Source organism: Anaeromyxobacter sp. SG17 (assembly GCF_022690695.1).
GTDB lineage: Bacteria > Myxococcota > Myxococcia > Myxococcales > Anaeromyxobacteraceae > Anaeromyxobacter > Anaeromyxobacter soli.
The window spans coordinates 1-12,671 of the sequence record NZ_JALCYX010000101.1; the positions used below are offsets into that span (position 1 = coordinate 1).

12 protein-coding genes are annotated in these 12,671 nt (G+C 75.6%); 2 read left to right on the forward strand and 10 right to left on the reverse strand.

The annotated features are described in order from the left end of the window. The 3 genes from MNY60_RS21785 to queF form a co-directional block, all read right to left on the reverse strand. The coding region (locus MNY60_RS21785) for a serine/threonine-protein kinase (RefSeq protein WP_242361860.1) at positions 1 to 1,073 on the reverse strand (1,073 nt) is incomplete at its 3' end. Between the two features lie 152 nt (positions 1,074 to 1,225). Further along, entirely contained in the window at positions 1,226 to 2,392 is a 1,167-nt protein-coding gene (locus tag MNY60_RS21790; RefSeq protein ID WP_242340997.1) for a glycosyltransferase family 4 protein, read from the reverse strand. Between the two features lie 87 nt (positions 2,393 to 2,479). Next, complete coding sequence (gene queF, locus MNY60_RS21795) at positions 2,480 to 2,848, reverse strand: preQ(1) synthase (protein ID WP_242340996.1); 369 nt, start codon at positions 2,846 to 2,848, stop codon at positions 2,480 to 2,482. A gap of 210 nt (positions 2,849 to 3,058) precedes the next feature. Between queF and MNY60_RS21800 the strand changes: the two genes are divergently transcribed. Continuing rightward, on the forward strand, positions 3,059 to 3,256 hold the full coding sequence (locus tag MNY60_RS21800) for a hypothetical protein (protein ID WP_242340995.1): 198 nt from the start codon (positions 3,059 to 3,061) through the stop codon (positions 3,254 to 3,256). 135 nt (positions 3,257 to 3,391) lie between these two features. Here the strand turns inward: MNY60_RS21800 and MNY60_RS21805 are convergent, their stop codons facing one another. The 7 genes from MNY60_RS21805 to MNY60_RS21835 all read right to left on the reverse strand — a co-directional run bounded on the left by MNY60_RS21805 (position 3,392) and on the right by MNY60_RS21835 (position 12,271). Next, the gene (locus MNY60_RS21805; RefSeq protein ID WP_242340994.1) at positions 3,392 to 5,146 is read right to left on the reverse strand and encodes an OPT/YSL family transporter; all 1,755 of its coding nucleotides are present in this window, start codon (positions 5,144 to 5,146) and stop codon (positions 3,392 to 3,394) included. A gap of 57 nt (positions 5,147 to 5,203) precedes the next feature. Further along, positions 5,204 to 6,841 (reverse strand): glycosyltransferase 87 family protein, encoded by a 1,638-nt coding sequence (locus MNY60_RS21810; RefSeq protein ID WP_242340993.1) that lies wholly within the window; start codon positions 6,839 to 6,841, stop codon positions 5,204 to 5,206. A gap of 4 nt (positions 6,842 to 6,845) precedes the next feature. After that, positions 6,846 to 8,321, reverse strand: coding sequence for a lipopolysaccharide biosynthesis protein (locus MNY60_RS21815; protein WP_242340992.1), 1,476 nt, complete (start codon positions 8,319 to 8,321; stop codon positions 6,846 to 6,848). Positions 8,322 to 8,702: 381 nt separating this feature from the next. Then, positions 8,703 to 9,776 (reverse strand): pectinacetylesterase family protein, encoded by a 1,074-nt coding sequence (locus MNY60_RS21820; protein ID WP_242340991.1) that lies wholly within the window; start codon positions 9,774 to 9,776, stop codon positions 8,703 to 8,705. A gap of 139 nt (positions 9,777 to 9,915) precedes the next feature. Next, on the reverse strand, positions 9,916 to 10,902 hold the full coding sequence (locus MNY60_RS21825) for an NAD(P)H-quinone oxidoreductase (RefSeq protein ID WP_242340990.1): 987 nt from the start codon (positions 10,900 to 10,902) through the stop codon (positions 9,916 to 9,918). Continuing rightward, a complete protein-coding gene (locus tag MNY60_RS21830) occupies positions 10,899 to 11,330 on the reverse strand; it encodes a hypothetical protein (protein WP_242340989.1) in 432 nt (143 codons plus the stop codon). The genes MNY60_RS21825 and MNY60_RS21830 overlap by 4 nt, the downstream gene beginning before the upstream one ends. A 125-nt stretch (positions 11,331 to 11,455) precedes the next feature. Then, positions 11,456 to 12,271 (reverse strand): ATP-binding protein, encoded by an 816-nt coding sequence (locus MNY60_RS21835; protein ID WP_242361863.1) that lies wholly within the window; start codon positions 12,269 to 12,271, stop codon positions 11,456 to 11,458. A 169-nt stretch (positions 12,272 to 12,440) separates the two neighbouring features. Between MNY60_RS21835 and MNY60_RS21840 the strand changes: the two genes are divergently transcribed. Then, positions 12,441 to 12,671 (forward strand): J domain-containing protein (locus MNY60_RS21840; RefSeq protein ID WP_242361866.1); only part of this gene is annotated, 231 nt, incomplete at its 3' end.

Consider the following 12,671-nt stretch of genomic DNA (forward strand, 5'->3'; position numbering starts at 1 on the left):
CGTGCGGCGAGGCGGGCGGCGGCGGGCGGGAGCCGCCACCCGGGCGCGGGCGCGGGGACGACGGGGGCGAGCGCAGGCCGCGTCTCGACGCCGCCCGCCGGCTCCGCCGGCGATGCCGAGAGCTGCGCGCCGGAGAGCGACAGCGCGGGCGAGGGCGTCGCGTTCGGCGGCAGGACGAACGCCGGTCCGAGCGCCCCCGCGAGGTCCGCGCGCAGCGCGCTCGCGCAGGGGTGGCGCGCGTCGGCCTCCTTCGCGCACGCGCGCGCGATCGCCGCGACGAGCCCGGGGTAGGCGCCGAGGTCCGGGCGCGGGTCGGTGAGCGGCGGCACCGGGCGCGTCGCCTGCATCATGAGGAGGGCGCGCGGCTCGTCGGCCTTGAACGGGTGGCGGCCGGCGAGCATCCGCCAGGCGATGAGGCCGACCGCGTAGAGGTCGGCGCGCGCGTCCACCTCGCCCCCGAGCGCCTGCTCCGGCGCGAGGTACTCGGGCGTGCCGACCACGACGCCGGCCTGCGTGGCGCTGCCGCTCGCGGGATCGGCGATCTTCGCGATGCCGAAGTCGAGGAGCTTCGTGACCTCGCGCCCGCTCGCGGTCCTGGCGAGGAACACGTTCTCCGGCTTGAGGTCGCGGTGCACGACGCCGAGCGCGTGCGCCGCCTCGAGCCCGGCGCACACCTGCCAGAGCACGGGGACGGCCTCCTCGGGCGACAGGAACCCCTCGCGCCGGAGCCGGTCGAAGAGGCTCTCGCCGGAGAGGAGCTCCATGACGAGGAAGAGCCAGCCGTCCGGGCAACGGCCGAAGTCGGTGACGCGCACGATGTTGTCGTGCTCGAGCGCGCTCGCGATCTCGGCCTCGCGCCGGAACCGCTCGACGAGGTCGGCCGACGCGGAGAGATCCGGGCGGAGGACCTTCACCGCCACGTCCTTGCGCAGGTGGACGTGGCGGGCCCGGAACACCGCGCCCATGCCGCCCGTGGCGAGGTGCGCGACGAGCTCGTACCGTCCGTCGAGGACGGAGCCGAGGAGCGACGCGGGCTCGAACCGGGCCACCTGCGGCTGTGCGGGATCGGACACCTGGGGCGGAATTCTACCCCACCGCTCCTTTTCCCGGCTCCGCGGCCGTGTCGGGTATCCGAGGGGCGAGGGCGTTGGGGGCGCCGCGCGCCACCTACACCGGCGTCCGGCGCGCTCGCCCGGCGCCGCGGCGCGCCGCGTCGCGGACGGCGTCAGGCGGCCTTCCCGCGGGGCGAGACCGCGGAGAGGAGGGCGCGCTCCAGGCGGGCCGCGACGTGGCTCCAGAGGAAGCGGGCCGCGACGCGGGCGCGGCCGCGCGCGCCCATGGCGCGGGCGCGCACGGGATCCGCGAGGAGGCGCTCGAGGGCGTGCGCGAGCGCGCCGGCGTCGCCCGGCGGGACGAGGAGCCCGGTCTCGCCCTCGCTCACGATCTCGGGCACCGCCTCGTGGTCGGGGCCGACGCAGGGCACGGCGCAGGCCATCGCGTCGAGGAACGCGAGGCCGAACGGCTCGCGCAGCGAGGGCATGGCGAAGACGGTCGCCTGCGCGAAGAGGGCGGGCAGCTCGTCGAGCTCCACGGGGCCGAGCCAGTGTCCCCCCTCGGGCAGCTTCGGCGGCGTGGGCGGGCCGGCCACGAGCAGCCGCGCGCGCGGCTCGAGCCGCCGCAGCCGCGCGAACGCCTCCGCGAGCACCGGGCCGCCCTTGCGGGCGAAGTCGCGCCCGACGAACAGGATCGTCCGGCCGTCGTCCTGGCGGGGCGCGTTTCCCGGGAAGGTGTTCGCGCCGGCGCCCACCACGCGGACGCGCGCCGGATCGACGCCGTAGTCGTCGGCGAGGGAGCGCGCGACGTTCTCGCTGAAGGTCGCGACGAGGCGGGCTCGACGGTAGAGCGCCGTCTCTCGCGCGCGCCAGGCCTCGCCGTAGTCCACCGGCGCGGCGAGCCCGGCCACCGGCCAGGCTGGGCTCCTCATCGCGAGCGCCCGCGTGTGATCGAGGAGGAGCGCGTACGGGTACGGGGCCGGGAGGCCCGGGGCGAAGAGCGCGCCGTTCTGCAGCACGACCTGGGGCGGCGGGTCGAGCGCCCGCAGCGCCTCGCCGGCGCGGAGCGCGTGGTGGTCGAACGCGTACGGCGTGTTCCAGCGGTGGTCGAGCGCGCTGCGCCCGAGGCCGAAGCGGGCGGCCGCGACGGCGAGGTTCAGGGCGAACGCGGGCGCGGGTCGGAGCCTTCGGCTCACCGGGTCGCGCGGCTCGAGATCCCCCGTCGCCTCGACGAGCCGGACGTCGTGCCCGCGCGCCTCGAGCGCGCGCGCCACCTGGTCGGTGACGCCGCTCTGCGCGCCGTAGTGGACGTACGCGATGGACAGCCGGCCCGTGCGCAACGCGCTCCCCCCGGGGGGAAAGCTGGGCCGCGAGGGAGGGGAGGGGAACCCGGCGCGGCCGGGGCGCGCCGGGGCCTTTCCGGGCGACTACACGCCGGCCGGGCGCTCGCCCTGGCGCGCCGTGACCACCGTGTGGATGCCGCCCCGGACGGCGAAGTCGCCCACGACCTCGATCCAGCGGGGCTGGATCGCCCGGACGATGTCGTCGCAGATCCGGTTCGTCACGGCCTCGTGGAACGTCCCCTCGTCGCGAAAGCTCCACAGGTAGAGCTTCAGGCTCTTCAGCTCCACGCAACGCTCCGCCGGGACGTAGCGAAGCCGGATGGTGGCGAAGTCGGGCTGCCCGGTCATCGGGCACACGCAGGTGAATTCCGGGCACTCCATCGAGATCTCGAACGGGCGCTCGGGCTTCGGGTTGGGGAAGGTGTCCAGCTCTCGGGAGGGCTTCGTCGGCATGGCGGCGTGGTTCTTTCGGGCGATGGAAGCCCGGATACGTCCTTCGTGTGGACTGTCGGGATTTCGAGGTAGGCACTGGAAAGTCTACCGGTGCCGGGGCCCCTGGATCGAGCCAAGCCCCTGTAACCCCGACCGTCGGGGCGAGGCAAGCGGATTGCTAGTGAGGAGAGGACGAGCACGCCACGCCGAATCGCCCCCACCGGAGGGACCATGAAGGCCAACCGCCGCCGTCGTTCCGAGAAGAGCACCGCTACCCGCCGGCTCGTCACTACCCTCGGTGAGCTGATCTCCGCCGCGTACGAGTCCGTTCCGGGGATGGGCGATCAGCGCCTGGAGCGCGCGCTCGAGCTTCTGACGCGCTCACCCCTCGCCCGTCACATGAACCCTCACGTGGAGTTCGTCCGCTAGCCGTCCACCCCCTGCGCGGCGCCACGCTCCGCCTGCGACCGGAGCCCTGCGCCGCGGACGGCCGCCGGCGAGACTTCACACCGACCGGGCCTGGCGCCACGCGCCGGGCCCGGCGCCTTTTCGGGATCCCTCGAGCTAGAACGCCGCGGCGAACGCGAGGACGAGCAGCACGAGCGCCTCGCCGGTGATGAAGCCCGACGCGAGCGGCGTCGCGTAGACCTCCTCCGTGCGCGGGCTGAGGCGCCGCCACAGATCCTGGCCGATCCCGCCGATCACCATCGGCACGACCGCGAAGCCCGGGATGAGCGCGCCGAGGCCGATGGCGGTCGGCGAGGGCACGTAGCGCCCGAAGCGCGGGTTCGACTCGAGGACCGTGAGCACCACCCCGACGACGAGGGCGATGACGAGCGCCACGAGCGCGCTCGTGGGGAGCGCGCCGAAGCCCTTCGAGAGGAGCTCGGCGAAGCCGGCCCACTTCACGGAGATGGGGGAGGTGAGCCCGCCCTCCCCGCCGATGCCGTACTTGGCCCGCACCGCCGGATAGGCGAACGCCACCGCCGCGGCGCCGACCGGGACGCCGATGAGCTGCAGGTAGGTGAGGTGGCGGTTCGTGGAGCCGACGATCCGGCCGGCCCGGTAGTCCTGCATGAGGTGCTCGCCGTTGGCGGCGACCGCGCCGCTCATCCCGGAGCCGATCATGTTGATCGGCACGTGCCCGGGCGCGAGCACCGCGAACACCGCCTGCATCACGTTCGCCATGGCCGAGATGGGCGCCCAGTTCGTCTCGCCGAGCACGCGGATGCCGACGAGCATGAGGATCATCGAGAGGAGCACCGACACCGCGGAGAGCCAGAGCGGGAAGCCGAGCGAGATCTTCTGCACGGCGGCGAGGACCACCCCGCAGGCGAGCGCGCCCCACACCACCCAGCGCATCGGGAAGTCGCCGCCCGCGTCCGCCTCCTTCCCGGAGAGGCCCTGGAACGTCTTCGCGATGACCTTCCACTTCAGGGCGAGGGCGGTGAGGCCGCCCGACACCATGAGGCCGGTCGCCGGCCACATGATCCAGCGCTGCAGCACCGCGTTGAAGGTGAGCTCCGGGACGAGGCCGCGCGCGAGGAGCGGCTCGGGCGCGACGATCCAGGCGAGCACCATGCCGAGCGCCATGGAGAGCGTGACGCGCAACCCGACGAGGATGCCCGCGCCGAGCGACAGCACGCCGAGCTCGGTTCCGACCCGCAGCGACTCGGCGTGCGGCGTGAGGAAGCGGAAGGCGAAGGTCTCCGGGATCCAGCCGAGCGACTGGCGGAGGAGGGTGAGGCCGGCCGAGACCGCGCCGCCTAACCCGAGCGCGGCGACCCGCGGGCCGGCCTGCTTCGGCCCCTCGTCGAGGACGAGCAGCGTCTCGCCGGCGGCGGTGCCGTCCGCGAAGGGGAGGTTCTCCTGGTCGATGTAGTGCTTGCGCAGCGGCACCGCGAGGAGCACGCCCAGGAGGCCGGAGGGCGCGAGCCAGGCGAAGATCTGCAGGCTCGAGAGGTGCAGGTTCATGAGCCCGCGCTGGTTCAGCATGTCGATGGCGGCGAGGACCACCGCCATGAAGCCGACGCCCGAGCCGGCGGCGGTCCCGGCGGTCTGGACGAGGTTGTTCTCCCAGCGCGTGCCGCGGCGGCGGGTGATCACGCCGATGATCGAGATGAGGATGAAGCCCAGGAAGGCGCTCACCACCGAGATGTTCGGCCCGTAGCCGATGCGCAGCACCACGGTCGGCTCCGCCGCGCCCATGAGCGCGGCGACGAGGACGGCGATGGCGATGGCGCGGGCGGTCAGCTCGCGCTTCGCCACGGCGGGCGGCAGGACGGGGGTGGCCGGAGTCGAGGCGGAGGGCTCGCGCATGCGGGGCGAGACTCTATCCCCGACCCGCCGGGCGGGCCATGGAGACCGCCGGGCCCGTCAGGGCGTGGCCCGCGCGCCGAGCGCCGCGGAGGAGGCCGGGATCCCCGTGGAGCGAGGCGGGACCGGCCCCTGGCTCCTCCGCGTCCGTGCCGGGGGCGCGACCGCCACCGGCGCGTCCGTCGGGGCGGCCCGGGCCGGCAGGTACAGGTGGTAACGCCCGTACGTCTCGGCGAGCCGGTAGTGGCGCGCGACCTCCCCCACCACGTCGAGGCCGAGGTTCCCGCGGTCGTACCAGCGCCGCGAGCCGGGCAGGTCGAGATCCTGGAAGAGGACGACCGCCGCGAACTCGTCGCGCCGGAGCTCGTCGAGGAGCGGGCGCGCGAGGTCGGGATCGCGCTCGGAGGCGAGGCGGAGCATCCAGGTGTCGAGCACGAACGGCCGCTGGCCCGCGACGAGCGGCAGGAGCGGGTCCTCGGAGAGGACGGTGCCTGGCGGGAGCGCGGCGGCGAGGGCGCGCAGCTCGCCGAGGCGCGAGCGGCCGAGGTCCTCCCGCGCCATCCCGGCGACCACGACGAGGCCCAGCGCGCAGGCCACCGGCGCGAGGCCCCGCGCGATGCTCCCGGCGGTGCCGCGCGCGCGCCAGGCGGTGCCGAGCGAGAGCGCCGCGGCGACCTCCACCTCGACGAGGTGGTTCACGCCGGTGCCGGGCGACGCGTACACCACCACCACCGCGGCGAGCGCCGCCCCGAGCCAGAGCACGGGCAGCAGGGCCGCGCGAGGGGTGCCGCGGCGAGAGGAACGCACGTGACCCCGGAGCCCGGCCAGCGCGGCGGCGAGGGAGGCGCCGAGCAGGCCGATCGCCGCCGGATCCTCGACGGCGATCTCGTGGGCGAGCCGGACCGGCGCGACGAGGAGATCGCGCGCCGAGCCGCCGCCCACGGCGGTCGCCTCCAGGAGCTCGAAGAAGCGGCCGGCCGAGAACGCGTTGGTCAGCCCGACCACCGCCACCATGCCGGCCGCGACGCCCGCCCCCAGGATGACCGCGGCCCGGCGCTCGCGCCGGAGGAGCAGCCAGGCCATCGCCGCCGCCGGGGCGGTGAGCGCGGTGGGCTTCGCGGCGAACCCGAGCGCGAAGAGGACCGCCGCCGCCGCGAGCGCTCGGCCTGACGGTCCGCGCGCGACGGCCGCGAGGCCGAGCGCGCCGAGCCCGACGGGCAGGAGGTCGTAGCGGCTGGAGGACAGCGAGTACTGCGTGGCGAAGGTACCGAGCGTGAGCGCCGCGAACGCCGCCGCCGGCGCGCGCGGGGTGCCCACGCGGCGGAGCAGGACGTACGCGGCGGCGACGGAGAGCAGCCCGGTCGCGAGCGACAGCGCGTAGCCGGCGACGATGAGATCGAGCCCGGCCCGCCGCAGCCCCGCGTGCGCCGCGAAGGCGAGCGGGAACCAGCGCGTCCCGCCGTAGCCGAGCTCGGGGTCGACCATCGGCCGGTAGAACCGGCCGTGCGCGAGGTCGTCGGCGAGCGCCATCCACGCTCCCGAGACGTGGTTGAGCGCGTTGCCGCTCTCCCACGCGGCGGGGAGGCGCGCGGCGGTGGCGAGGCCAAGCGCAGCAGCGGCGAGGAGGAGGATCCAGGGGTTCCCGCGGCGCATCACCTCGACGGTGCGCGCTCGGCGCTCCTGCGACGAGCCCGGCACGGGGTCATGGCTCCGACGGAGCCGCGACCGTGCGGGCGCGGCGCGTGGCGAAGAGGGAGATCCAGCCGGCGGGCAGCCAGCCGCGCGCCCAGGAGAGCCCGAGGTACGCCGCGGCGAAGGCGAGGCACGCGGCCGCGACGCGCAGCACGACCGGCGCCTCGAGCCCGCGCACCACCAGCCAGGCAGGCGCCATCCCGACGCCTGTCGCCGCGAGCTGGCGAGCGAGCGCACGCACCGGCAGGATGCGGGCGAGCGGCACCTCGAACAGGCGGGCCGCGCGATGCAGCATGAGCGCGCGGGCGAGCGTTTCGGCGACGATCCAGCCGCCGAGGGCGCCGATGGGCCCGGCGGCGCGCAGCCCGCCGACGACGAGCGGGACCGTGGCGGCGAGCTTCGCCGCCGAGAGCGCGACCATGTAGCCCGTCTGGGCGCGCGCGCGCATCACGCCGTCGAGCGGCAGCGCGGCCAGCGCCACGGAGAGGATGCCGAGCCGGAAGATCGGCACCGCCTCGAGGTAGCGGGCCGAGAAGAGGAGCTCGATGAGCGCCGGGGCGATGACGCCGAGGAGGCCCATGAGCGGCAGGAACGCGAACGCGAGCTGCTGCACCGCCTCGTGGAAGAGCGGCAGCCCGGCGCGCGGCGGCCGTCCGGCGCCCTCGACCTCGGCGAGCCCGATCTGGAGCAGCTCCGAGACGGGCGTGTACAGGATGTCGACGACCGGGAGCTGGAACGTGCCCACGCTGTAGACGGCGAACGCCGCCGCCGAGACCGCCCCCGCGACCACGTAGTGGTGGAGCTGCTGCTGCGGGACGATGAGCAGGAAGGCGGCGCCGAACGGCAGCGCGTAGGCGGCCTGGCGGCGGAGGGCCGGCAGGGAGGGGCGGAGCCCGTGCGCGCGCCCGAGCGCGGCGAAGGTCCAGGCCGCGCGGAGCAGGTGGGCCGCCGTGATCCCGACGAACACCGCCTCGACGGAGCCGCCGACGAGGGCGGCGGCGAGGATCGCCGCCCCGCGCGCGACCTCGGTGAGGAGCCGCGCCACCGCCGCCGCCCCAATGCGGCCGGAGGCGTTCCAGGCGATGTCGAGCGGCGCCCCGATGATCTGCAGGCCCGTGAAGGCGGCCACCCAGCGCAGGTTCCGCGAGAGCTCCGGGTTGTGGAACTGCCGGTCCACGAGCGGCGCGCACAGGAGGAGGAGCGCCGCCGCCGCGATCCCGAGGACGAGGTGGAACCAGAGCGCCTGCGCGACGTGCGCGTCGCGCTCGCCCGGCTCGCGCGGGACGAAGTAGTAGAGGCTCATCGTCATGCCCATGGGCAGCACGAGCGCGACGGTCTGGGCGAGGAGCCAGGCCTGCTTGAACGTGCCGTAGGACGCCGGCACGAGCACGCGCGCGAGCACCATCGGGACCGCGAGCGTGAGGAGCGCGCCGGCGAGGCGAGCCACGAGCAGCGGCCGGGCGCGGGTGAGGATCGACTCGGACAAGAAGGTGGCCTTCTCTCCGCCGCGAGACGAGGCGCAGTCGGGTCCGGGCGGGAGGACCCCGTCGCGGCGCGCGCCCGCGTCCTCGCGGGTGCGCAGGCCGCGAGCGGCTGCGCGAGGCGCCGGCCTTCGGCAGGCGCATTCCGCCATATCGTGCGCAGCCCGCCACGCCGCGGCGCGTGCCCGTTGGAAGGGCTTTCGCCGCGCGGGCGTCGAACCGTCGAGCCGCCGAGCCGTCCTTCACCGAGCGGTCGTCCACCCGGCGTGCGGCCAGGACGGCTGCTCGCACGGCTGTCGGGCGGGCCTCGGCGGCCGCCGACCCGCCCGCGCCGCGCCCGACCCGCTTGCCCGACCTGACCCAGAGTTCCGAGTTCCCCCCACGTCTCACGGCCCCACGGACGCCCAGGCCGGATCGTCCTCCACCTCCTCGCGCAGCCACTCCATGAGCGGCACACCGCCCGCGCTGAACGCGGCGGGGTCGCCCACGAGCGTGTGGGTCGCCCCGGGCACGAGGAACGTGCGCGCGTTCGGGAGCGGCGCGATGACCTCCGTCGCGAGCCGGCGGATGGCCGCCTCGAAGCGGGCGGGCTCGAGGAAGGCGAAGGTGCGGATGACCGAGTCGCGGGTGGAGGAGAGGAGCGCGAGGCGATCTCCCGGGTAGCGCGCGGAGAGCGTGGGGAAGATCTGCGACAGGTCCTCCGCGCAGCGCGTCCCGCACAGCGGCAGGAGGACCTCGTCGAGGCGCCAGCTCACGAACCAGGCGGCGCGCACCGCGGGAGAGAAGTCGTCCCCGACGAGCGGCGGGCCGGAGTCGTCCACGAGATAGCCGCGCGTCGCCGGCCAGCGGCGGCGGAAGCTGTCGAAGGCGAGCAGGGCGCCGAAGCCGCCTGCGGATGCGCCGCTCACCACCACCTTCGGCGGCGCCCCCAGGTGCGCGTCGAGCCAGTCGAGGGCGAGCGCGACGTTGATGCGGCCCTTGTGGAACCAGCGGCGCGGCGATCCAGGGTAGCGCTGGATCTCGTCTCCGGCGTGCACGTCGCCCGTGCAGTACGGCACGAACACGAGCGTGTAGCGCGCGAACGGGTTCCCCGGGGCGGAGCGATCGAGGATCGTGCCCGGGACGTCCGCCTCGCGCGCCGCGAACTCCGGGGCCGCGAAGGGGCCAGGCTTCGCGAGCCCGAGCGTGAAGCAGGTGAGCGCATCCCAGCACGCGCCGCCGCCGTCCAGGAAGACGAGGAGGTCGTCGCCCTCGCCGCGGTTCACCGCGATGCCGGTCGGCGATCCGTCGCTGCACGACGTCCCCGGCAGATCGATCCACCGCCACTCGTTTCGGGGGAGCTCCTCCGCCCGTGCCGCCGCGCCGCTGCTCCCGCTGCCGCCACCGCACGCGGCGAGGAGGCCGAGCGCGGCGGCGACGGCCGCCGGGCGCAGCCGGCGGACGAGCCAAGGTCGGGCCATGCAGGGAACGTTGGGCGCGGGACCCTCGCGCGCAACGCGGCGCGGCACGGAGCCGCGGCGGCCGGTCTCCACGTGAAGGTGACGCGGCCCCCCGCGCTCGCGTGGGAGTCGAGGAGAGCCTGCTCCGGCGTCGCGACGCTCAGAACTTCAGCACGAGCTTGCCGAAGCTCTCGTTGCGCTCCATCCGCTCGTGCGCCTCGCGGGCGCGCTCCGCCGGGATCACCGCGTCCACGATGGGCTTCACTCTGCCCGAGGCGACGAGCGGGAGGACGTCGCGCGCGAACGCCAGGGTGGCGGCGATCTTCTCCTCGAGCGGGCGGGGCCGGAGCACCGTGCCGACGAAGGTGGCGCGCGTGCGCATGAGGAGTCCCAGGTCGAGCTGGGCCTTCGGGCCGCCCATCGTGCCGATGACGACCACGCGCCCGCCGCTCGCGAGGGCCGCGAGGTTCTCCGCCGCGTACGGGGCCCCCACGAAGTCGAGCACGAGCGGCACGCCCCGCTTTCCGGTGAGGCGCCGCGCCTCGTCCGCGAAGCGCGGCTCGTCCTTCGAGACGAGGAGGCCGTGGTCGAGGCCGAGCGCGCGCGCCCGCTCGAGCTTGTCGGCCGTGCGGGAGGTGCCGATGACCGTCGCGCCGGCCGCCTTCGCGATCTGCAGCGCCGCGGTGGAGACCCCGGAGCCGATGGCGTGGATGAGCACCGGCCAGCCCGGCCGCAGGCCGCCGAGGGTGAAGAGCGCGTCGTGCGAGGTGACGCAGGCCTCGGGGATCGCCGCCGCGTCCTCGAAGGAGAGCGCGTCCGGGATCCGCACGAGCATCCGCTCGTGCACGACGGCGAGCTCCGCCTGCCCCTCGCCCGAGGCGATGGCCATCACCCGGTCGCCGGGCTTCCAGGCGGTGACGCCCGCGCCGACCGCGGCGACCTCGCCCGCGAGCTCGAGGCCGGGGATGTCCTCACGCGTGCCGGGCGGGGGCGGATAGAGGCCGCGGCGCTGGAGGAGGTCGGCGCGGTTCAGCGCGGCGGCGCGCACGCGCACGAGCACCTCGCCGCGCACCGGCGCGGGATCGGAGGTCTCGGCGAAGCGCACGATCTCGGGACCGCCCTTGCCGTCGAACAGGACCGCCTTCATGGAATCCTCCTCATGCCGGGCGCGCCGAAGTGACCGCTGGGCGCGCCGAAAGGTGCCTCGAAGCTCGCGCCATCCGCGTCGCGCGCCACGACGGCGCGCCCCGGCTCGAGGTGCGCGAGAGGATAGCGGTCGGCGCGTGGAACGGCGACCCGGTCGTCGTCCGGCGGGCAGGCCGGCGCCACGTCGAGGGCCGCGAGCGCCTCCGGCGGCTCGACGGCCACCGCGAGGAAGTAGCCGTTGTACGTGCCGTCCCACCACATCGAGAGCTCGGCCTCGGCGGTGGCCGCGCGGGCGGCGAGCTCGAGGAGCGCGGCGCGGAAGGCGCGGAAGGGCGCGGTGTCCGTGCGCGGATCGACGCCCGCCGCGGAGGGGTCGGCATAGCGCGCGCGGAGGTCCTCGAGGGCGAAGCGCAGGATGCGGGCGGGCACGCCGCGAGGATGCCGCGGACATCGGCGGCGCGCAGGGGAAAGTGCGGGCCGGCCTCGCGCACGGGGGTCGAGGTCGGTCGCGGTTCAGGGCACCCGCCGGTCAGCGGGGCGGGTCCCCCGCGCGCTCACCTCAGCGCGCCGTCGACCCCCACCACCACGTCCCTGAGCGGCAGCGCCTTCCCGGACGCCGCCACGGCGTGCCGGGCCGACATCGCGATTCCGCCGCAGCACGGCACCTCCATGCGCGCGACCGTGACGCTCCGGATGTCGGAGCACGTGAGGATCTCGGTGAGCTTCTCGGCGTAGAAGCGGTTGTCGTCGAGCTTCGGGCAGCCGACGACGAGGGCCTTGCCGGCGAGGAGCTCGTCGTGGAAGCCGGCGTACGCGAACGGCACGCAGTCGGCGGCGACGAGCAGGTCCGCGCCCTGGAAGTACGGGGCGGTCACGGGCACGAGGTGGAGCTGGACCGGCCACTGGCCGAGCCGGCTCTGGGCGGGGCCCGCGCCGGACCCGGCGCGGGAGGGCAGGGGCACGGGGCGCGGCGAGAGGGTGCGCGGGCGCGACCCCGGACAGCCGGCGCCAGCGGCGGGGCCCGGGTCCGAGACGATCGACAGCTGCGGCCTCGGGCGCGGCGGAGGCGCGCTCGCGGCGGGCTGTGCCGGGTGAGCCGGGGCGTGGGCGTGCGCGTGACCCGGCGCGCCGGTCTTCTCGAGGTGCGTCTTCACCGCCGCCTCGTCGAACGCCGCCGCCTCGCGCTCGATGACGGTGATGGCGCCCTGCGGGCACTCGCCGAGGCACGCGCCGAGGCCGTCGCAGAGGACGTCGGCCGAGAGCCGCGCCTTCCCGTTCACGAGCGCGATGGCCCCCTCGGCGCAGGACGGGATGCACTGGCCGCAGCCGTCGCAGCGCGCCTCGTCGATCTGAACGATCTTCCGGATCATGCGGTCGCTTATCCCATGTCGGGCGCCCGGCCGGTAGTCAGCGGACGCTTCGAGGCGAGGCCGCCCGCGCAGCCCGTGCGCGCCCCGGGCGGCGGGGGATCGCTCGCTCGCCTGGCCGAAAACTGGCCGGCGGCGCGGGCCAGGGCTACCCATCGAGCGGGCGATATCGGTGACCACGGCGACGGCGGAGATCACGGTCGAGGCGCTCGCGCACGCGGGGCGCGTGCTGTTCGGCCCGTCGTTCGCGCCGCACGCGAGCGCCTGGCGCGGCGCGCTGCGCGAGGTGTACAGGCGCCGCGCGCTCGAGACGCATCCTGACCGGGCGCGCGCGCTCGGCCGCCCCGAGGCGGAGCTCGCGCGCGAGTTCCGGGCGGTGGCGGAGGCCTATCGCGTGCTCTCG